Below are 19,391 nucleotides of genomic sequence, written 5' to 3'. Positions count from 1 at the left end.
CGCACCGTGCTGGCACCCGAGCGACGTAGCCGCGTCGACCTCATAGTTGCCGCGGCTCTCGTTGTCGCAGTCGTCGTTGCCATTTCGGTGATCTGGCTGCACAGCGATGCCAGGGGCACCACGTCCGTCACGGCGGAAACCTCCGCTGTGCCGCCGAAGACGGCATTGACGATCCCCGATCGACTGCGCGAGATCTGGCGGCAGCCGAGCAACGTCACCACGGTCCCGCTCACCGCGGGCGGGGCTGTGGTCACCGGCGACGACGGAACCGTCACGGGCCGCAACATCGAAGACGGCAAAGAACTCTGGCATTACCAGCGCAACATGCCGCTGTGTGGCGTGATCAACTCCTGGGGCACGGCGGTTGCGGTCTACCGCGATCGTCGCGGCTGTAGCCAGGTCACCGAACTGGACGGCCCGGACGGGCTCAGGGAAGCGCAACGGACCAGCGACGCGGACAACAGCATCCGCTTGTCAGCCGACGGCACCTACGTTGTCGCACAGGGTGATTCGCGACTCGAAGTCTGGCGCTCGGACCTGGTGCGCACGCTCGAGTACGGACGCATCGACGCACCCGTCCAGCCGAAAGCACAACCCCGCTCGGGCTGTCACTACGACTCCGCACGATCGTCGAATACTCGCGTCGCCGTGCTCGAACGCTGCCCGAAAGAGGCTGGCGACCGCCTGACGTTGCTCAATCCGTCGCCCAAGGACAATCAGAAGCCCGAGGAATACGGCTCCAGCGTGATCGCGGGTCTTACACCGGGCGTCGACGGCGCGCAGGTGCTCGCGGTCTCCGGCGATCGGGTTGCGGTGTATCTACCGCCGAGCGGCAACGAGGGTCCGCGCATCGGAGTCTTCGACGGCGACGCGAATCCCGTTCAGCAATATGCGCTTTCCCAACCCTTGGCCGCCGACTCGGTGGTTGCGAAGAATGCGAGCAACTACACGATCTGGACCGGATCGCAGCTCATCGCGTTGCGAATGAGCGACTTCGTACCGATTTGGGCCGCCCAAGGCGTGCTGGGTCCGGGCTCGATGATGGCGGGCAGTCTGCTGGTGCCGATCGTGGGCGGGCTCGCTGTGCTCGATCCGTCCAACGGTCGTGAGGTACGGCGAATAGATCTGCAGCGCAACGGATCCGATGGCAAGCCGATCACGCAGGGACCGATCGGCACGGCTGTCCTCGGCAATTTCGTGCTCGAACAACGCGGCGACACTGTCGTCGCGCTCGGGTGACGTAGCTTTGCAGGCATGCCTACTATCGTCGTCACCGGTTCAGGGTCGGGAATCGGTGCCGCGACTGCTCAGCGCCTGACATCCGCCGGTGCCACCGTCATAGGCATCGACCTTGCCGGGGCCACCGTGACCGCAGACCTCTCGACGCGAGACGGCCGTTCGGGCGCGGTCGCGCAGGCACTAGAAGCCTGCTCCGGCGTCGTCGACGGTGTTGTGTGTTGCGCAGGCCTCGGTCCTCTGTCCAGCCATACCGGCGGAAAGCTGGCCTCAGTCAACTACTTCGGCACCGTGGCTGTGCTGAACGGACTGCGTCCGGCACTCGAACGCGCGAGCTCGCCCGCGGCCGTTGCGATCTCGTCCAGCAGCACCACTACCCAACCAGGCGTCCCCGCGGACCTGGTTGATGCGCTCCTCGACGATCGAGAGGATGACGCCGTAGCGCTCGCGGATGCGGTAGGCCCGGTCGCCGCCTATCCCGCAACCAAGCTGGCGCTCGCCTGGTGGACGCGCCGTGAGGCGGTGCGCCGCAAGTGGATCGGCGCACGTATCAGGCTGAACGCCGTAGCGCCGGGAATGATCGATACACCGATGACCTCGGGGCCGGATGTCGATCCGAAGATGGCAGCGCTGTTGGACCTGTACCCGGTTCCTCGTGGTCGTCGAGGTGCGCCGGACGAGGTAGCAGCGCTGGTCGAATTCTTGCTCGGTCCAGGTTCGGCACTGCTCTGCGGGAGTATCGTCTACGCCGACGGTGGCACAGATGCGCTACTGCGGCAAAAGGATTGGCCATCGCCATGGGTTCCGGGCGATCAAGGTTGAGCCTGGCCAACTTTGAAGGATTCTGATCGAATTCCGAGCAAGATCCTTCACTATCGCCCGGACCACCGTCGCCACTCAGCGATCAGTCGGGCCGAAGATCCCGCTGCGCGATTCCTGATCGTGTGGCTTCCCTCCCGGTATCCGGTAGGAATCCCACGTAAACAGGTTGGCTTGACCCGCAACCGCCGTCAGGCCGAGTGATGTGTCGCGTATGTCGCGAGTTCTTTACCGCCCCACCAGTATCCGACCAACTGCTCGGCGAGTTCCTGGTATGCCTCGGCGCCCTTGTTCTTCCTACCGGCCAGCACGGTCGAACCGGAGGCGGATGCTTCGGCGAAGCGCACCGTGCGTGGGATCGGCGGGGATAGAACGGGCAGCCCGTAGCGATCCGAGACGTCGGACAGCACGTCACGCGAGTGGGTGGTCCGGGCGTCGTACAGGGTCGGTAGCGCACCGAGGAGTGCCAGATCAGGGTTGGTGATCTCCTGCACCTCACGAACGGTGCGCAGCAGCTGGCCGACGCCACGATGGGCCAGCGTTTCGCACTGCAGGGGCACCAGCACCGAGTCGGCGGCGGTGAGCCCGTTGAGCGTCATGATGCCGAGCGACGGCGGGCAGTCGATGATGATCACGTCGTACTGGTCGCGCAGCGGCGCCAACGCGCGCTTGAGCGCGAACTCGCGTCCCGGACGCATCAACAGCACCGCATCGGCACCCGCAAGATCGATGGTTGCCGGAAGCAGTGCGACGCCGTCGGAGGTGTCGAGAAGAACTTCCTTCGCGTGCGTCCCCGCGGTCAAGACGTCGTAGATCGACGAATCCAGCCGATCGGGGTTGTGCCCGAGGGAGAACGTGAGGCATCCTTGAGGATCAAGATCAACGACGAGTACGCGCTGGTCAAGTGCCACGAGGGCCGCACCGAGCGACGCGACCGTCGTCGTTTTTGCGACCCCACCCTTCTGATTCGCCACCGCGAGTACCTTTGTCACGCCCACGATCCTTCCGTACATCGCCCGATCCTGCGAGTATTTGCCCGCAGCTAGCACGTCGCGAGCACCACCCCGCCCGAGCGAGGACACCGCCGAGGCATGATGTGCACCATGAGTGCAGCAGTCGTTCGGCTGGTCCTGATGCGTCATGGGGAGACCGAGTGGTCGCGCGACGGCCGCCATACCGGGCTCACCGACATTCCGCTCACCGACGTCGGCGAAGCGCAGGCCCGCGCGGCCGCCCCGGCGATCGCCGCGTTGAAGCTGCGCGACCCGCTCGTCATCACCAGCCCACGCAAACGCGCAATCCGAACGGCTGAGCTCGCCGGCTTGCACGCCGATCGGACGTGGGACGACCTGAGCGAATGGGACTACGGCGACTACGAAGGCCTGACGACGCCGGAAATCTGTGAGCGCGTACCGAATTGGACTGTCTGGACGAATCCGTGCGCCAACGGCGAGTCCGCCGAAGACGTGCAGACCCGCGCCGATCTGGTGCTGTCGACCGTCGCACCGATCCTCCCCGATCGCGATGTGGTGCTGATCGGTCACGGCCATTTCTCACGCTGCCTGGTCGCACGCTGGGCCAAGTTCCCGGTCACGGCGGGCCAACGGTTCGGGATGTCCGCGGCCGGCTACTCGGTGCTCGGCTACGAGCACGGCGCCGAGCAGATCGTGCACCACAACATCGCGCCGGAGCTGGCGTGAGCGGCACGATCCGGCGCGCTACACCTGGCGACGTCGAGGCCATCGTCGACCTGATCTACCAGCTCGCCGAGTACGAGAAGGCGCGCGTGCAGTGCACCGTCACGGCGGACCAACTGCACGCGACGTTGTTCGGGACCAACCCGGCTGTGTTCGCACACGTTGTGGAGCTCGACGGCGCCGTGGTCGGCACCGCCGTCTGGTTTCTCAACTACTCGACCTGGGACGGCGTGCACGGGATCTACCTCGAAGACCTCTTCGTCGCGCAGGCGCACCGCGGGTCGGGCTATGGCAAGGCCCTGCTGGCGACGCTCGCTCGCGAATGTGTCGACAACGGCTACAGCAGGCTCAGCTGGGCGGTGTTGGACTGGAACGCGCCCTCGATCGCCTTCTACGACTCGCTGGGTGCACTGCCGCAGACCGAGTGGATCGGCTATCGATTGTCGGACTCGGCGCTGACGGCGCTCGCGACCCAGGTTTAGTTCAGCGGTTAGGCGTCGTCGACGTCGCCGTACTCCAGCGCCATCCACTGGGATGCGGGCGGCGAGAACAACAGTCCCAGGCACGCGACGACGACAACGCCCAACAGAATCCCCAGCAGGGGCCGATGGGAGTCGGTCAACAACGCCCACGCAACCGGGAGCAGCAACACCTGAGCGACGACTGCGATCGCCCTGCCCCACCGGCGCCCGGTGAGCAGCGCGACTCCGCCTGCGGACACCGCGCCACCGAGGATCAGGAACCAGATTGCGGTTCCGTATCCGCTCGCCTGGCTCTGGTCGTGGCCGAGTAATGCGCGGATGACGAGGATCACCGCGACGACGAACGCAACCGCACCTTCGAGTGCAACCAGACTTCCCGCCCAGCGGATCGGCTTGGGCGGGGCACTGCTCGCGGATTGCTTCGGCACGGCAACAGCCTATAAGTCGGCGCACGAGGCGATCAGTCCGCCGTCTGGCCGTAGGCTCTGCCCCGTGCGCGCGCTCCTGATCGTCAATCCCAATGCCACATCGACCACCCCCGCTGCTCGGGACCTCCTTGCGCATGCGCTGGAGAGCCGCGTGCAGTTGACCGTGGCGCACACCGAGCACCGTGGCCATGCCGCCGAGCTGGCAGCCAAAGCCGCCGACGAGGGTATGGATCTGGTGGTCGTGCACGGCGGCGACGGCACCGTCAACGAGGCCATCAACGGCTTCCTTCCTGCACCGACGCTGGGGTCGCCCGATCCGGCACCCACCGAATGGACACCGCGCATCGCGGTGCTCCCAGGTGGATCGGCAAACGTGTTCGCACGATCTCTCGGCATCGCGCCGGACCCCGTCGACGCGACGAACCAGCTGATCGACCTGCTGTCGACGCACTCGTCACGCACGATCGGGCTCGGCTACGCGGACAAGCGTTGGTTCACCTTCAACGCGGGCATGGGTTGGGACGCCGATGTGTGCGAGGCCATCGATTCCAGTCGCAACGACGGATACGCCGCGACACCGATGCGCTACGTCGCGACCGCCACGCGGACTTTCTTCCGCACCAAGGGCGCCGATCCCACCCTTACGGTAGAAATCGCCGGGCAGGAACCCGTCCGAGATGTTCACTATTCGTTCGTCACGAACGCGAGTCCGTGGACCTACTTCAACGCTCGTCCCGTCCACACCAATCCGCACACCGGCTACGACACCGGGCTGGGGGTTTTCGCAATGCAGACCACCGCGTTGTTCACCACCTTGCGGGTGTCGGGTCAGCTGCTCCGGGCAGGCGCTGAACCCAAGGCGCGCAAGCTGTTTCGCGTCGACGACGTACCGAGCGTACGCATCAGATCATCGGCACCGATCGGTTTGCAGATGGACGGCGACTTCATCGGCCAGCGCGACGACGTGGAGTTTCATTCGATCCCCCGAGCGCTCGACGTGGTGTCTCCGCCCGCACCCTGAGGCAGGTCCGCGCACGCTCGTAGCTGGTCGATCAGTCTATTTGTCGTGCGAACCCGGCCGACTCGGGGTAGAAAGGACCGCAGCGATCCGAAGGGAAGCCTAACAGAGTGAGTTTCCCCACGGTGCGCGGGAACCCTATTGACATCTACTGTGTTCGTGAAAGCATTCACAAGCAACCGTGCAGAAACATTTCAGACGCACAAGTTAACGAGCCAATACGAAACGGTGCTTCCATGCACCCGGTAAGGAGCAGAGGATGGACTGGCGCCACAATGCAATCTGTCGCGACGAGGATCCCGAACTGTTTTTCCCCGTGGGGAACAGCGGCCCGGCTCTCGCGCAGATCGCCGATGCCAAACTCGTCTGCAACCGCTGCCCCGTCACAGCAGATTGCTTGTCCTGGGCACTGAAGTCCGGACAGGACGCCGGCGTGTGGGGCGCGATGAGCGAAGACGAGCGCCGCGCACTCAAGCGCCGCAACGCGCGGACCAGGGCTCGCACCACGGTCTGACGCACCCGAACGATCGGGCCCGGCACCTGTTGGTGCCGGGTCTTTTTGATGGCCCGGGCAGCCTTACTGGCTGACGCTGTTCTGCAGGAACCACAATGCTTGATTCGCATGGGTGTTGGCGCGCAGCTCGTTGGATACGACCTTCAGCACGGTGCCGTCGCGATCGATGACGAACGTAGTTCGCCGGACCGGCAGGAACTTCCCGATGAAGCGCCCGGACCGACGCTCACGGTGTCGGACGTGTTGCCCGTGGCGAGTCCGCCCGTCGTCGCCGAAACTTCGCGAAAGCTTGCTCAGTACCCCACGTTTGACACCGAACTGTTCGGCCACCCGACCGCCGTCGTCGCTCAGCAACGGAAAATCGAATGATCGCTGCTTGGCGAAATGCGCTTGCCGATCGACGTTGTCGGTGCTGATGCCGATTCGCTGAGCTCCGACGGCAGCGAACTCGTTGCCGAGATCGCGAAAGTGGCATGCCTGCGCGGTACAGATCGGCGACGACGCAATCGGGTAGAAGAACAACACCACCGGTCCGTCGGAAAGAAATTCGTACAGTGTGCGCATGTGGCCGGTGTGGTCTCGAAGTCGAAAGTCCGGCGCTCGCTGCCCATCCCTCATTCTCCGCGATATTACCCGAGTCGGTGCAGGTCCCAGCGCTATAAGGCACCGCGATTCCGGTTAATTGCTAGCAACGCACCCGCCGGTCAGTTCCGGCCGCTTCGCCTCCCGAGGGGAACCCGCAACACCGCGTCAGTGCCGCCGTGGCTACCGGGCCGCAGTGCGATCGTTCCGTTCAACTCCGTCCCCACGAGCGTGCGCACGATCTGCAAACCGAGCCGATCGGACTTCTCGACACTGAACCCAGCAGGCAGGCCGCGACCGTCGTCGTGCACCACCACGTCCAGCCATCGCGCCGAGCGTTCGGCGCGCAGTGTCACCGTGCCCGTGGCTCCCGGATCGAAGGCATGCTCTATCGCGTTCTGCACCAGTTCTGTGAGCACCATCACCAAGGGAGTCGCACGTTCGCCGGAGAAGACGCCCAGGCTGCCCTCGCGTCGTACACCGACGCGGGTGTTGACCGACGCGATGTCCGCCATCACGGGGACCAGCCGATCCACTACGTCGTCGAGATCGATTTCCTCGTCTACGGACATCGAAAGCATCTCGTGCACAACGGCAATGGAGGTCACTCGACGCACCGATTCGGTGAGCGCGACACGCGCCTCGTCGTTCTCGGTGCGACGCGCCTGCAGGCGCAGCAGCGCGGCAACGGTCTGCAGATTGTTCTTCACCCGGTGGTGGATCTCGCGGATGGTGGCGTCCTTGCTGAGCAACGCGCGATCGCGCCGTTTCACCTCGGTGACGTCGCGGACCAACACAGCCGCACCCGCCAATTCACCGCGGGGACGCAGCACGAGAGTGCGCAACAGCACCGTCGCGCCATGCGCGTCCACCTCCATTCGCCTGCCGGTCTTACCCGCGAGCGCAGCGGCGATATCGGCGACGACCTCCTGCGCATCGAAGGGGTCCGTCACCAACGATCGAGTGGTTTCGGCGAGCTCGTGACCGGACAGGTCGCTCGTCAAACCCATTCTGTGATAGGCGGATTGAGCGTTGGGGCTGGCGTAGACCACCTTGCCTGCGGTGTCGAGCCGAATGAATCCGTCACCTGCGCGCGGGCTGGAATGCGTCGCGGCGCGATCCTCCGGCGTGGGGAACGTGCCGTCGTTGATCATCAGGCAGAGGTCGTCGGCGCATTCGAGATAGGCCAGTTCCAACGTGCTGCGCATCCGGGTCCGCGCCAGGTCGGTATCGCGGCTGAGCACTGCGATCACATGCCCCCCGGACAGCACCGGGATCGCCTCGCGCAACGTCGGAGCTTCCACACCGGAGGCGCCGACCTCGCTGCGGACGATCCGACCGTCGAGCAACGCCTGGACAACCTCCGGATGCTCCGTGCTCGACGCCAGTGTCTCGACGGCGTCTTCGACGATGACGGTGGGTGCTGTGGTCGGGCGGCATTGCGCCACACAGACCACAGGCGCACCGGCTTCCACCGGACCGGATCCCACCCACAGCAGCAGGTCCGCGAACGACAGATCGGCGAGCAGCTGCCAATCCCCCACCACGCGTTGCAGGTGATCGACGGCAGCGCCGGGCAGATCGGTGTACTCGGCGAGAAGCTCGCTCAGCGTCGACATTCGGGATCTCGGATCAGGAGATGACCGCGATCAAGTCGCCCTGCTTGATGACGTCGCCGACCTTCACACCGATCGATGTGACCGTCCCGTCGACTTCGGCCAGTACGGGGATCTCCATTTTCATCGATTCGAGAATGACCAGAGTGTCACCGGATACGACGCTGGCACCTTCGGTCACGACGACCTGGAACACGGTCGACACCATCTCTGCGCGGACGTCTTCTGCCATGAGCACCTCATTCGTCGTCGCTGCACACACCAGTCAATGCAGTTACAGCCAACCACACGTGGAAGAATGGCCGACAACCAGAAGGGAGGCTTACTGATGGGTAAGCGAGGCCGCAAGAAGCGTGACCGTAAGAAGAACAAAGCGAACCACGGCAAGCGTCCGAACAGCTGACGCAAGCCGGATATACACAACAGCCGCACATTCGATCGAATGTGCGGCTGTGTGCGTTCGAAGGGTCGGTCAGTTCTCCATGTCGGTGCGCTCCACCACGACGGTGCGACGGATCTCGATCGAGAGTCGCTGACGCAGCGACTCCGGAGCGCGCTCCCCACCGCACTTGCGGCTCAGCAGCCCCTTGATCTGCTCCTCGATGCCGTAGGCCGCCAAGCACGACCCGCAGCTGTCCAGGTGTTTCTGGAGGCGCGCACGGCTCGCCTGGTCGCACTCGTTGTCCAGAACCAGCCAGACATCGGCGATCACGGCCGAACAATCCAGCTCGAATTCCTCATCCTGGGTACTCACGGCGAAACCTCCTGCTCCGCAGCGTCCACGGCGCCGTTCCTGTTGAATCCTCGTTCACGTGCCACCTCGGCGAGCATGCCGCGCAGCTGTTTGCGGCCGCGGTGCAGCCGGGACATCACGGTGCCGATGGGAGTTCCCATGATCTCCGCGATCTCTTTGTAGGGAAATCCCTCGACGTCGGCGTAATAGACCGCCATCCGAAACTCTTCGGGCAATTCCTGCAGCGCCGCCTTGATGTCGTCGTCCGGCAGTGCGTCCAGCGCCTCCACCTCGGCGGACCGCAACCCCTGCGACGTGTGCTCGGCGCTGGCGGCAAGCTGCCAATCGGTGATCTCGTCCGTGGGGTACTGCGCAGGCTGACGCTGCTTCTTGCGGTACGAGTTGATGTAGGTGTTGGTCAGAATCCGGTACAGCCAGGCGCGCAGGTTGGTGCCCTCTTTGAAGGACCGGAAGGCGGTGAACGCCTTGACGTAGGTCTCCTGCACCAAATCTTCTGCGTCGGCAGGATTCCGCGTCATGCGCAGGGCAGCGCCGTAGAGCTGGTCGAGCAACGGGAGCGCATCGCGCTCGAACCGTTCCGCCAGCTCGTTTTCGGTATCCGGTCGCTCGATTGCCGGGCCTTCGTCGCCGCGCACGCGTGTCCCTTCCCTAGCCGTAGACATCGAATCTACCGCCATGGCAATAGGTCGCTCTTGGCACAGCACCGGCACGGACGAACTCCCTTCACTTCGGATTGTTCTGCACCCTTCAACACGCATGGCCTGTTTCGTGTTCCCACCGCGCAATTTGTCAGCAGATCCACAGGGAGTTCTGCGGAAATTCTTCCGCTCCGAGAGCAGCGTCACAAGCAACATCGGGGCAAGGAGAATTCACATGTTCGCAAGACGATCGATCACGGTTGCGCTCGCTGCCGCGGCAGCAGCCGTCGCACTCGGCGTTGGCACGGCGAGCGCGACGATGACGCCGAATGTCATCGGCATGAGCGTCAGCGACGCCCAAAATGCTTTGGCCGCAGCACAATTCACCAACATCGTGGTGACCTATCCCAATGGCGTCCGCACGGCGAATGCCAGCGACTGTCCGGTAACCGACCAAACGCCGTCCGCGACCGCTGGGGCGGACACCTCCGACACCATCACCCTCACGGCGGACTGTTGACCCTAGAGTCGACCGCATGGGAGCAGGCGCGACGCAGGCCGTGCGGGTGTTGGTGAGCGCGAAGGTGCCGCACACGGTGCATCAGTATCGCCACGACCCCGGTTCGTCGTCGTATGGGCTGGAAGCGGCGGAGGCTCTCGGCGTGCGGCCCGAATCGGTGTTCAAGACGTTGATCGTCGAGCTGTCCGACGGCAAGCTGGCGGTCGCGATAGCCCCCGTGAACTGCACGTTGTCGCTCAAAGCTGCAGCGAGCGCACTCGGAGCGTCCAGGGCGACGATGGCCGATCCTGCGAAGGCACAACGATCCACCGGCTACGTTCTCGGCGGAATTTCGCCACTGGGGCAGAAGAAGCAGCTGGCGACGGTGATCGACAGTTCGGTGCTGACGCACGAGCAGATTTTCTGCAGTGCGGGAAAGCGTGGCATGGAGATCGAGTTGGCGTCGGCCGATTTGATTCAATTGACGAGTGCTGTCGTCGCGCACATTGCTGCTCGCACGAGTTGATGGTTACGCAAGCATCGGTCGAGTGGACGCCTGCATAACCATAGTTTCGAGGGGTCGACTTCTGCTCGAAAGTCGTTGCACGGCAGCCGATATGCGAGTAGACTAGAACACATGTTCGACATAGGCGAAGCCATCGAGACCCGACACGGGGTCATCGATCGTCTGCGTCTGCAGCACCGAGCGAGCGCGGTCGCACACGCCGAGGAAATCTTCTCGTTGACGGAGCTGTTTCGTCAGCACTGCCGCAACGACGCCGCGGTCGGGGTCAACCCGGCCCGCGCCGGGGAGTTCGCGACCACCGAAGCCGCCACCGCGTTACGGATGACCGAAGCAGCGGTGTCCGGACTCATCGATATCGGATTGGCTCTCGATCACGAACTCCCGATCACCAGGGCCGCGTTCGCGATCGGTGACATCGATCTCCCGCACGTTCGGGTCATAGTCAACGCCGTGATCAACGTCGACCCGGCCGTCATCGCGGAGATCGAACAACGCCTGGTCGACGCGGCGATGGGGATGAACCCGACCCGACTACGCCACAACGCCCGCCGGTGGATCGCCGCCCGTGATCCGCACGGGGAGAAGAAACGCCGCGAACACCGAGTCGCCGATCGGGACGTGCGGATCAAGCACCTCGGGGACGGTGTCGCCGACGTCGATGGCCTCCTACCTGCGATTGGTGCGCAAACGCTGGCGATGCGGCTACGCGAAATGTCGATGTCGGTGTGCGCCTACGATCCACGCACCTTCGCCCAACGCCGAGCCGACGCCTTGGTCGCCCTCGCTGATGGTTCAGGCCAATTGTCCTGCTCGTGCGGGCGCGATGATTGCCCCGTCTCCGACACCCCGATCGCGGCCCCGCGGAAACCGTTGATACAGGTCGGAGTATCCCTCGATACCTTGCTGAAACTCCGCGAGTATCCAGGCTTCCTCGCTGGCTGCGGCGCCGTCGACGCCGACCTGGTTCGCGAGTTGGCGAAAGACGGACGCTGGGAAGTCCTGCTTGCCGCCGCGGATGCCGCAGTCGAGATCACCGACCCCGAGACCGATACCCAGCGGCGTACGTACGCACCCTCGGTCGCGTTGGCCCGTTGGATCCGCGCCCGCGATGGTCATTGCCGATTCCCTGGCTGCATCGTCCCCGCCGCGTTGTGCGATATCGACCACACCTGCCCGTTCTGCCCTGACAACCCCGACGAGGGTGGACTCACCGAACGCGAGAACACCGCGTGCTTGTGCCGGCGCCATCACCGCCTCAAAACCGATGGTGACAACGGCCGCAACGGGTGGCGCGTGCGTCAGATCGGACGCGGCCGCCTGCAATGGACCTCACCATCAGGCCAGAAAATCATCACGACCCCCGCCGGTGCCGGATACTTGTTCCCGGACAACATCCCGGACCCGATCCCACCAGCCCCGGAGCCGGTGCACGAACCCGACATTCCGGCCGAACTCCCGTCATGCACCAGCCCGGACGTGCTCGACCGCTACTTCGGACCCCACAGTAAATCCTGGATCGAAGAAGACCTCCGCTACCTACTCAGCACCCACATCCCACCCGAAATCAAAGCCCGACTACCAGACCCACCGCGCACCGACCTCGATGAACCACCGCCGTTCTGATGGCGACTACGCCGGGTAGGGCGTCCTGGCGCGTGCCTCGGTGAGAGTCGTGGCCCACCACGCGAGCTGTTCGAACATCGTCTTGGCGTAGTTGGCTGCGTTGGACATCCTCCGCCGGAATTCAGCTCCGTTGCGCGCAGTCAACTGAGACCCACTACCGCTGCGCGGACAACCGCCGATCGATGCTGTCCAGCCGCGCCAACACCTCGGCCAGGTCGCGGCGGGTGACCGGTTTGGCGTCGTCGTCGACGTCCAACACCAGCTTCCCGCTGGGGTCCAGTTCGCCGTGCGTCACATCGGCGATGCTGTCACCGTTCTGCACGCGCACCGCATGTTCCAGCTCGGCGCGGTCCAACCCGAGACGTCGAACCTCCGCCTCGTCGACCTTGCCATCGGTGATGACCGTGGTCGCGGTTCCTTCCAACAGCCGCGACGTCAGCGGGCTCACCACGATCAACCGGTTGACCGCCGCGTTGACCGCGATCAACGTCACGGCACCGATCGCCCCACCCAGCAGGCTGTTGTCCTCGCCGATGATCGCGTTCTGCACCACGTTGCTGAGCAGGAAGATCACAACGAAGTCGAAGGTGTTCAACGCCGCGAGCCCGCGCTTCCCGATCATGCGAAACAGCACGATGATGACGACGTATACAAGGACGGTCCGGAGAATCTTCTCGAGCATCGGGATCTGCATCTGGAACAGGTCGTTGAACACAGCGGTGCCCTCCCGATCGGCTGGTGCACTAGAGCAAGCTGATCTGCTCGCCGCTTCGATCCTGCACCGTTCCTGGGTCAACACGGTCGACCAATTCCGGCGCGTTGTTCTTGACGCTGTTGACCAGCGGCGACACCGGCCTGATTTCGAGCGCACCAACCACGTCCAGGCTCGGCGATTCCAGCAACGCCGGATCCACCTGACGATCCGGATCAAGCCAACTCCCCCAGTGCTCCTTCGGCATGATCAGCGGCATCCGATCGTGGATGCGTGTCAAGTCACCGACCGCATCGGCGGTCAGGATGGTGCAGCTCAGCAGCGGCGGACGGTCGCCATCGCGCCACGCCGACCAGAGGCCCGCCATGTAGAGCCGCGAGCCGTCCTCAGGCGTCATGAAGTACGGCACCTTGGTGGCCTTCTTGTCCGCCGACGGTTCGGTCAGCCACTCGTACCAACCGTCCATCGGCACCAGGCAGCGCTTGGTCTTCAACGCATCTCGAAACGCGGGGGTAGTCGCAGCCTTGTCGGCTCGGGCGTTGAAAAGCGGTGGCCCCCTCGCGGGCACTCCGGGCTCGGCCGGTTTGGTCCACCGCGGCACCAGCCCCCATCGCATCCGGCGTACCCGCAGGGTTGCGTCGTCGTCGGGGTGGGAGCGGTCGTGGCGCTGCACCACCGTCAATACTTTGGTGGTGGGCGCGACGTTGTAGTTGGGCCCCTTTTCTTCGGGCAGCAGATCCTCGTCCGGATCGGTCTCGTCGACCGCATCGAGGTCGACAGCCAGCAATGCCGGGTCCGTGGTGGTCGCATATCTGCCGCACATGACTCCATGCTGGCATGAGCCACCGACGTGCGATGCGCAAAGATGGGGTACGTGGACGTTTGGAGAGCACCCCTCGCGCAGGCACCCGTACATGCCACAGTCGCGCTGCCCGGTTCCAAATCGATCACCAACCGCGCGCTGGTGCTTGCTGCGTTGGCCGACGGCCCGTCCACCATCACCGGCGCCCTGCGCAGTCGCGACACCAATCTGATGATCTACGCCCTTCGCGCTCTGGGCACCGACATCGACGGCGACGGAACCGTCCTCCGCGTGACGCCCGGACAACTCGGCAGCGCGGACATCGACTGCGGCCTCGCCGGAACCGTGATGCGTTTTCTGCCCCCGGTCGCAGCACTGGCGAGCGGCCCGGTCGCGTTCGACGGCGACGAGCAAGCCCGACAACGACCGCTCGACACGATCTTGAATGCTCTCCGCGCCATCGGCGCCGACGTCGACGGAAACGCGCTGCCGTTCACTGTCGTCGGCGGGGCGTCAGTCGCCGGTGGCACAGTCACCATCGACGCGTCGGGATCGTCGCAGTTCGTCTCCGGACTGCTGCTCTCGGCCGCCAGATTCGACGACGGCATCCGCGTACACCACAGCGGCAAGCCGGTCCCTTCGATGCCGCACATCGAGATGACCGTCGACATGCTCCGCGCCGCGGGCGTGCGGGTCGAATCCCCTTCCGAGAGCACCGAAGCCGACACCTGGATCGTCTCGCCCGGCCCGATTCGCCCGGTCGATTGGGCAGTGGAACCGGATCTGTCCAACGCCACCGCGTTTCTTGCCGCAGCCGCGGTGACCGGCGGCCAGGTGAGTGTCCCGTCGTGGCCGGTGAAGACCACACAGCCGGGCGACGCGATCCGCGACATCCTCGAGCAGATGGGCGCACACGTCGCCTACATCGACGGAACCCTCTCGGTGACAGGTCCGAAGCAATTGCACGGCATCGACATCGACCTGCACGACATCGGCGAGCTCACGCCCACCGTGGCAGCCCTTGCGGCACTGGCAGATTCGCCGTCGTGGCTGCGGGGCATCGCACATCTTCGCGGCCACGAAACCGATCGGCTGGCAGCGCTGACCACCGAGATCAATGCGCTCGGCGGCAACGTCACCGAGACCGAAGACGGCCTGGACATCGTGCCAGCCCCGCTGCACGACGGTGTGTGGCACTCCTACGCCGATCACCGAATGGCAACGGCCGGAGCCATTCTCGGACTCTGCGTCGACGGCATCGAGGTCGAGGACATCGGCACAACCGCGAAGACGCTCCCCGATTTCACGGGTATGTGGGAAAGCCTCTTCCACTGAAACGACGCGAGTACGACGAATCCGATGTCCGGGTACGCCCGGGCAAGAGTTCGCGTCCCCGCACAAAGACTCGGCCACAACACGAGAGCGCCGAGTCCGCGATGGTGGTCTCCGTCGACCGCGGCCGTTGGGGCTGCGCACTGGGCGGCGATCCCGACAAGCACGTAATCGCCATGCGCGCACGCGAACTCGGGCGTACCCCGATCGTGGTCGGTGACGAGGTCGACATCGTCGGCGATCTCTCCGGCAAGACCGACACACTTGCCCGGATCGTCCGCGTCAGCGATCGCCGATCTGTGCTGCGCCGTACCGCTGACGACACCGATCCGTTCGAACGCATCGTGGTTGCCAATGCCGAGCAGCTGCTGATAGTGGTCGCACTCGCCGACCCGCCACCGCGGACCGGCTTCGTCGAACGCACCCTGATTGCCGCGTATGCCGGTGGGCTGCAACCGATTCTGTGCTTGACCAAGAGCGACTTGGAATCGCACCAGGAGTTCGCCAGCTCGTTCGCCGACCTCGATCTGCCGGTGGTGCTCGGCGGCAGCAGCGAACCGCTGGACGACGTCCTCGCTGTGGTGGACGGCAAACTCACTGCGCTGATCGGGCACTCCGGCGTCGGGAAGTCGACGTTGGTCAACAGGCTCGTCCCGGATGCCGACCGAGCTGTGGGCGTGGTGTCCGGAGTCGGCAAAGGTCGACACACATCGACGCAGTCGGTAGCGCTACCGCTGCGCACATCGGGTTGGGTGATCGACACACCCGGCATCCGGTCGTTCGGTCTCGCGCACATCTCCCCCGCGGACGTCGTGGCCGCGTTCGCCGATCTAGCTGCGGCAGCGCTGGATTGCCCGCGAGGTTGCACGCACCTCGGACCACCCGCGGACCCGGAATGCGCACTGGATCTGCTGGAGGGCAAGGCTGCTCGCCGAGTCGAAGCCGTCCGGTTGCTGCTGACCGCGGTCAGCAGCAACGACGCATGGGACCGGCCGACCTGACGAAGGTCAATTCGCGCGCTTGCGCTGAGCCTTCGCCTCGCGCAATGCGGCCTTGGCTTCGATCTTCTTGATCCGCAAAGCGGCCTTGGCCTCGACCTTCTTGGCTCGCATCGCGGCCTTGGCCTCGACCATCGCCGACCGGAGTCCGCGCATCTCGCCGGTCGCGGGATCGACGCGCAGCGCATTGACCGTGTCGGTGATGCCTGCGAATCGACGCTCGGACGACGTCTCGGGAGCGTCGTCGGCGGTCCGTTTCAGAAATCGGTCGGGCAACGCCAACTTGTGAATCGTGCGGAACGCCAACAGATATTGCTTTCCGATCGAACCCGTGGTGTAGGGCAGGTCGTACTTGTCGCACAGCGCCTGCACCCGAACAGAGATCTCGCCGTAGCGGTTGCTGGGCAGGTCGGGGAACAGGTGATGCTCGATCTGGTAGCTCAGATTGCCGGTCATGAACGCCATCAGCGGGCCGGCCTTGATGTTCGCGCTGCCCAGCATCTGGCGGAGGTACCACTCGGCGTGTGTCTCGTTCTCGAACTGCTCAACCGTGAACTTCTCGGCACCGTCCGGGAAATGGCCACAGAAGATGACCGCGTACGTCCACAGGTTGCGGGCCAGGTTGGCAGTCGCATTCGCGGCCAACGTGGTCTTCCACGCAGGACCGGTCAGCGCCGGGTAGATCACGAAGTCCTTGCCGACCTGCTTCGCGATCTTCGCCCAGAACTCCTTGTTCGGCTCGGAGAAGAAATCCTTCGGATCGACGCCGCGAAGTTCCTTCTCCTTGTCCAGGTCGTGCAGGGCGATGCCCCACTCGAACGTGGCAGCCAGAATGATGTTCGCGATCGGCTGCAAGAGGTTGACCGGCCGCCACTCCTCGTCGCGCGTCATGCGCAGGATGCCGAAGCCGATGTCGTCGTCCATGCCGACGATGTTGGTATACGTGTGATGCGAGTAGTTGTGCGCACGCTTCCAGTGCGCCGACGGGCCGGTCATGTCCCACTCCCACGACGTGGAGTGGATCTCCGGATCGTTCATCCAATCCCACTGGCCATGGCTGACGTTGTGGCCGAGCTCCATGTTCTCGATCATCTTCGACAGCGTGAGCATCACCGTGCCCGCAACCCAGGCCGGCCGATACTTGCTCGCGAACAGGGTGGCACGTCCGCCGACCTCCAACGCACGCTGCAGCTTGATGGTGCGACGGATGTATTTGGCATCACGAATGCCGCGCGACTCTTCGATGTCGCGGCGGATGACATCCAACTCACGGCCGAGCGCCTCGACGTCGGCGTCGGTGAGATGCGTGAACGCCTTGATATCGGTGATAGCCACCGGACATCCTCCGTTTGGTGTGGGAACGAGCTACAGGTCGAGCGTGCAGTTGCCTGCGGCAACCGAGATGCAAGTCTGGACGCGATCGCCCTCGCGATGCTCCTGACCGGAACGAATGTCCCGAACATGGCCATCGGTCAACGGAACGACGCAGGTTTGACAGATGCCCATCCGACAACCGAAGGGCATCGCGACGCCAACCTGCTCACCAGCCTGCAGCAACGTCGTCGCCCCGTCCACTGCCAGCGACCGGCCGGCTTTGGCGAAGGTGACGGTGCCGCCATGCCCCGACGTGTCGGCACGGGCGATTTCGAAACGCTCCAGATGGAGTCGATCGGATAGGCCTGCGTCACGCCAGACCTGTTCGATCTCGTTGAGCATGGACACCGGACCGCAGGCCCAGGTGTCGCGTTCGCGCCAGTCCGGGAACTGCTCGTCCAGCGAGGCCAGCGCGAATTTGCCTTGACTTCTCGTCAGGTGGATCCGGGTGACGAAGTTGGGGTTGCGCGCTGCAAGCTCGCGCAGTTCCGCACCGAACATGACGTCCTCGTCAGTCGGTGCCGAATGCACGTGCACCACGTCGGTCAGTTCGTTGCGGCCCTTCATGGTTCGCAGCATGGACAGCACCGGAGTGATGCCGCTGCCCGCGGTGAGAAACAGAATCTTGGCAGGCGGCGGCTTGGGCAACGCGAAATCGCCCTTCGGCGCTGCCAGTCGCACGATGGTGCCCGACGGCACGCCGCTGACGATATGACTCGACAGGAAGCCCTCCGGCATGGCCTTGACCGCGATGGAGATCAATTTGCGATCACCCGGACGCATCGACCCGGACTCGACGGGTGCCGAGGTCAGCGAGTACGACCGCCAGTGCCATCGCCCGTCGATGTGCAGGCCGATACCGACGTACTGGCCCGCCTTGTAATCGAAGTCGAAACCCCAACCCGGCTTGATCACCAGCGTGCACGAATCAGCGGTTTCCTTCCGCACCTCGACGATGCGGCCACGCAGCTCACGAGCCGACCACAGCGGGTTGGCGAGATGAAGATAGTCGTCGGGCAGCAACGGTGTGGTCACTCGCGCGACGGCCCCACGCACCAAGTTCAGACGCGAGCGCCACGGCGCGGCCACTTCCGCGACAGGCGCCTCGAGCCAGTTCCGCAAACCCATTGCGCTGTCCATCCGATCCGGTGTGAGGTCATCCAAAGGATACCAGGGTTACGGGTTCGTAAGTTACTTGCAAGTAGGGAGCGCTCAGAGCAGCTCGACGAGGAATGGCAGCTCCTGCGCGGCGTACCAGGCGAGCTCGTGATCTTCGGCATCGCCGAGCACGAACTCCGCATCGGCGTCCCCCAGATCGGCGTCGTCGATCACCGCGATGGCCCGTTCGATGGTCGTTTCCGCTTCGGCGAGGTCGACGTGCGCCGACGCCACCTGCGCGTACTCGACGGGACCGGTCAGCCGCACCACCGCATCGTCGAGGTCCGGTCGTAGGCGGGCGCCGTCCACGTCAGCGGCGATGACCGCGCGGCGCCGCACCGGTGCGCCGTCGGAATTGTGGATCTCGGCGCCGTCCTCGCTCTCGGCGGCGAGTAGACGTAGCGATGCGCGCGCGGCCTCGGCCATCGCGACTTCGGCCAATTCGTCGTCGTCACCGGACGAGTAGGCCTCACGCAGCGCGGGTGTGATCGCGAACGCCGTCCCGTTGACGGGCAGCAACTCACGCTCGGTCACGAGCGTGCGCAGCATCCGCACGGTCGCGGGGATGTAGACCCTCACCGGA

At 64.6% G+C, this 19,391-nt stretch carries 24 protein-coding genes; 12 read left to right on the top strand and 12 right to left on the bottom strand.

The features are described from left to right. Window positions 1-6: 6 nt before the first annotated feature. On the top strand, window positions 7-1,239 hold the full coding sequence (locus FOY51_RS05400) for an Rv3212 family protein (RefSeq protein ID WP_149429171.1): 1,233 nt from the start codon (window positions 7-9) through the stop codon (window positions 1,237-1,239). Window positions 1,240-1,254: 15 nt separating this feature from the next. After that, complete coding sequence (locus tag FOY51_RS05395; RefSeq protein ID WP_149429170.1) at window positions 1,255-2,058, top strand: SDR family oxidoreductase; 804 nt, start codon at window positions 1,255-1,257, stop codon at window positions 2,056-2,058. 188 nt (window positions 2,059-2,246) lie between these two features. Here FOY51_RS05395 and FOY51_RS05390 read toward each other — a convergent pair whose 3' ends face one another. Next, window positions 2,247-3,047: a ParA family protein gene (locus FOY51_RS05390; protein WP_149429169.1), complete on the bottom strand. Its 801-nt coding sequence runs from the start codon at window positions 3,045-3,047 to the stop codon at window positions 2,247-2,249. A gap of 111 nt (window positions 3,048-3,158) precedes the next feature. Here FOY51_RS05390 and FOY51_RS05385 point away from each other — a divergent pair, with 111 nt between their 5' ends. Then, complete coding sequence (locus tag FOY51_RS05385) at window positions 3,159-3,755, top strand: acid phosphatase (RefSeq protein WP_235916127.1); 597 nt, start codon at window positions 3,159-3,161, stop codon at window positions 3,753-3,755. Continuing rightward, complete coding sequence (locus FOY51_RS05380) at window positions 3,752-4,234, top strand: GNAT family N-acetyltransferase (protein ID WP_149429167.1); 483 nt, start codon at window positions 3,752-3,754, stop codon at window positions 4,232-4,234. Before FOY51_RS05385 ends, FOY51_RS05380 begins: the two co-directional genes overlap by 4 nt. A gap of 8 nt (window positions 4,235-4,242) precedes the next feature. On the opposite strand, the gene FOY51_RS05375 is transcribed toward FOY51_RS05380, so the two are convergent. Continuing rightward, window positions 4,243-4,662, bottom strand: a complete 420-nt coding sequence (locus tag FOY51_RS05375) for a hypothetical protein (RefSeq protein WP_149429166.1) — start codon at window positions 4,660-4,662, stop codon at window positions 4,243-4,245. Window positions 4,663-4,726: 64 nt separating this feature from the next. Between FOY51_RS05375 and FOY51_RS05370 the strand changes: the two genes are divergently transcribed. After that, on the top strand, window positions 4,727-5,683 hold the full coding sequence (locus FOY51_RS05370; protein ID WP_149429165.1) for a diacylglycerol/lipid kinase family protein: 957 nt from the start codon (window positions 4,727-4,729) through the stop codon (window positions 5,681-5,683). A gap of 256 nt (window positions 5,684-5,939) precedes the next feature. Continuing rightward, complete coding sequence (locus tag FOY51_RS05365) at window positions 5,940-6,194, top strand: WhiB family transcriptional regulator (protein ID WP_149429164.1); 255 nt, start codon at window positions 5,940-5,942, stop codon at window positions 6,192-6,194. Between the two features lie 63 nt (window positions 6,195-6,257). On the opposite strand, the gene FOY51_RS05360 is transcribed toward FOY51_RS05365, so the two are convergent. The 3 genes from FOY51_RS05360 to FOY51_RS05350 all read right to left on the bottom strand — a co-directional run bounded on the left by FOY51_RS05360 (window position 6,258) and on the right by FOY51_RS05350 (window position 8,624). Further along, window positions 6,258-6,812: a peroxiredoxin gene (locus FOY51_RS05360; protein WP_149429163.1), complete on the bottom strand. Its 555-nt coding sequence runs from the start codon at window positions 6,810-6,812 to the stop codon at window positions 6,258-6,260. An 86-nt stretch (window positions 6,813-6,898) separates the two neighbouring features. Next, on the bottom strand, window positions 6,899-8,395 hold the full coding sequence (locus FOY51_RS05355) for a sensor histidine kinase (protein ID WP_149429162.1): 1,497 nt from the start codon (window positions 8,393-8,395) through the stop codon (window positions 6,899-6,901). Between the two features lie 13 nt (window positions 8,396-8,408). Continuing rightward, entirely contained in the window at window positions 8,409-8,624 is a 216-nt protein-coding gene (locus FOY51_RS05350) for a biotin/lipoyl-binding carrier protein (protein WP_149429161.1), read from the bottom strand. Window positions 8,625-8,720: 96 nt separating this feature from the next. Between FOY51_RS05350 and FOY51_RS28110 the strand changes: the two genes are divergently transcribed. Then, window positions 8,721-8,795 carry a 50S ribosomal protein bL37 gene (locus tag FOY51_RS28110; protein WP_149429506.1) on the top strand — a complete coding sequence of 25 codons (75 nt, stop codon included), beginning with the start codon at window positions 8,721-8,723 and terminating at the stop codon, window positions 8,793-8,795. A 69-nt stretch (window positions 8,796-8,864) separates the two neighbouring features. Here the strand turns inward: FOY51_RS28110 and rsrA are convergent, their stop codons facing one another. Both rsrA and FOY51_RS05335 read right to left on the bottom strand, forming a co-directional pair. After that, window positions 8,865-9,146, bottom strand: coding sequence for a mycothiol system anti-sigma-R factor (gene rsrA, locus FOY51_RS05340; protein ID WP_149429160.1), 282 nt, complete (start codon window positions 9,144-9,146; stop codon window positions 8,865-8,867). Then, window positions 9,143-9,808: a sigma-70 family RNA polymerase sigma factor gene (locus tag FOY51_RS05335; protein WP_235916126.1), complete on the bottom strand. Its 666-nt coding sequence runs from the start codon at window positions 9,806-9,808 to the stop codon at window positions 9,143-9,145. Before FOY51_RS05335 ends, rsrA begins: the two co-directional genes overlap by 4 nt. A 211-nt stretch (window positions 9,809-10,019) precedes the next feature. Here FOY51_RS05335 and FOY51_RS27110 point away from each other — a divergent pair, with 211 nt between their 5' ends. From FOY51_RS27110 to FOY51_RS05320, 3 genes are all read left to right on the top strand, one after another. Next, entirely contained in the window at window positions 10,020-10,304 is a 285-nt protein-coding gene (locus FOY51_RS27110; protein ID WP_187776185.1) for a PASTA domain-containing protein, read from the top strand. Window positions 10,305-10,320: 16 nt separating this feature from the next. Continuing rightward, a complete protein-coding gene (gene ybaK, locus FOY51_RS05325) occupies window positions 10,321-10,809 on the top strand; it encodes a Cys-tRNA(Pro) deacylase (protein WP_149429158.1) in 489 nt (162 codons plus the stop codon). Window positions 10,810-10,920: 111 nt separating this feature from the next. Next, window positions 10,921-12,432 carry an HNH endonuclease signature motif containing protein gene (locus FOY51_RS05320; protein WP_149429157.1) on the top strand — a complete coding sequence of 504 codons (1,512 nt, stop codon included), beginning with the start codon at window positions 10,921-10,923 and terminating at the stop codon, window positions 12,430-12,432. A 154-nt stretch (window positions 12,433-12,586) separates the two neighbouring features. On the opposite strand, the gene FOY51_RS05315 is transcribed toward FOY51_RS05320, so the two are convergent. Together FOY51_RS05315 and FOY51_RS05310 are read right to left on the bottom strand one after the other, a co-directional pair. Then, complete coding sequence (locus FOY51_RS05315; RefSeq protein WP_149429156.1) at window positions 12,587-13,147, bottom strand: DUF421 domain-containing protein; 561 nt, start codon at window positions 13,145-13,147, stop codon at window positions 12,587-12,589. A gap of 28 nt (window positions 13,148-13,175) precedes the next feature. After that, on the bottom strand, window positions 13,176-13,967 hold the full coding sequence (locus FOY51_RS05310; RefSeq protein WP_149429155.1) for an SOS response-associated peptidase: 792 nt from the start codon (window positions 13,965-13,967) through the stop codon (window positions 13,176-13,178). A 42-nt stretch (window positions 13,968-14,009) separates the two neighbouring features. Here FOY51_RS05310 and aroA point away from each other — a divergent pair, with 42 nt between their 5' ends. After that, window positions 14,010-15,281 (top strand): 3-phosphoshikimate 1-carboxyvinyltransferase, encoded by a 1,272-nt coding sequence (aroA, locus tag FOY51_RS05305; RefSeq protein WP_149429154.1) that lies wholly within the window; start codon window positions 14,010-14,012, stop codon window positions 15,279-15,281. Between the two features lie 101 nt (window positions 15,282-15,382). Next, entirely contained in the window at window positions 15,383-16,279 is an 897-nt protein-coding gene (gene rsgA / locus FOY51_RS05300) for a ribosome small subunit-dependent GTPase A (RefSeq protein ID WP_235916125.1), read from the top strand. Window positions 16,280-16,285: 6 nt separating this feature from the next. Here rsgA and FOY51_RS05295 read toward each other — a convergent pair whose 3' ends face one another. The 3 genes from FOY51_RS05295 to FOY51_RS05285 all read right to left on the bottom strand — a co-directional run bounded on the left by FOY51_RS05295 (window position 16,286) and on the right by FOY51_RS05285 (window position 19,387). Further along, complete coding sequence (locus FOY51_RS05295) at window positions 16,286-17,611, bottom strand: fatty acid desaturase family protein (RefSeq protein WP_149429153.1); 1,326 nt, start codon at window positions 17,609-17,611, stop codon at window positions 16,286-16,288. A 30-nt stretch (window positions 17,612-17,641) separates the two neighbouring features. Continuing rightward, a complete protein-coding gene (locus tag FOY51_RS05290; protein ID WP_149429152.1) occupies window positions 17,642-18,778 on the bottom strand; it encodes a ferredoxin reductase in 1,137 nt (378 codons plus the stop codon). Between the two features lie 84 nt (window positions 18,779-18,862). Next, window positions 18,863-19,387: a DUF6912 family protein gene (locus FOY51_RS05285; protein WP_149429151.1), complete on the bottom strand. Its 525-nt coding sequence runs from the start codon at window positions 19,385-19,387 to the stop codon at window positions 18,863-18,865. Between the last annotated feature and the right edge of the window lie 4 nt (window positions 19,388-19,391).

This window comes from Antrihabitans cavernicola (genome assembly GCF_008297975.1).
Taxonomy (GTDB): Bacteria; Actinomycetota; Actinomycetes; order Mycobacteriales; family Mycobacteriaceae; genus Antrihabitans; species Antrihabitans cavernicola.
Note: the sequence above shows the minus strand (reverse complement) of the source record. Positions and strands in the feature narration are given on the sequence as shown.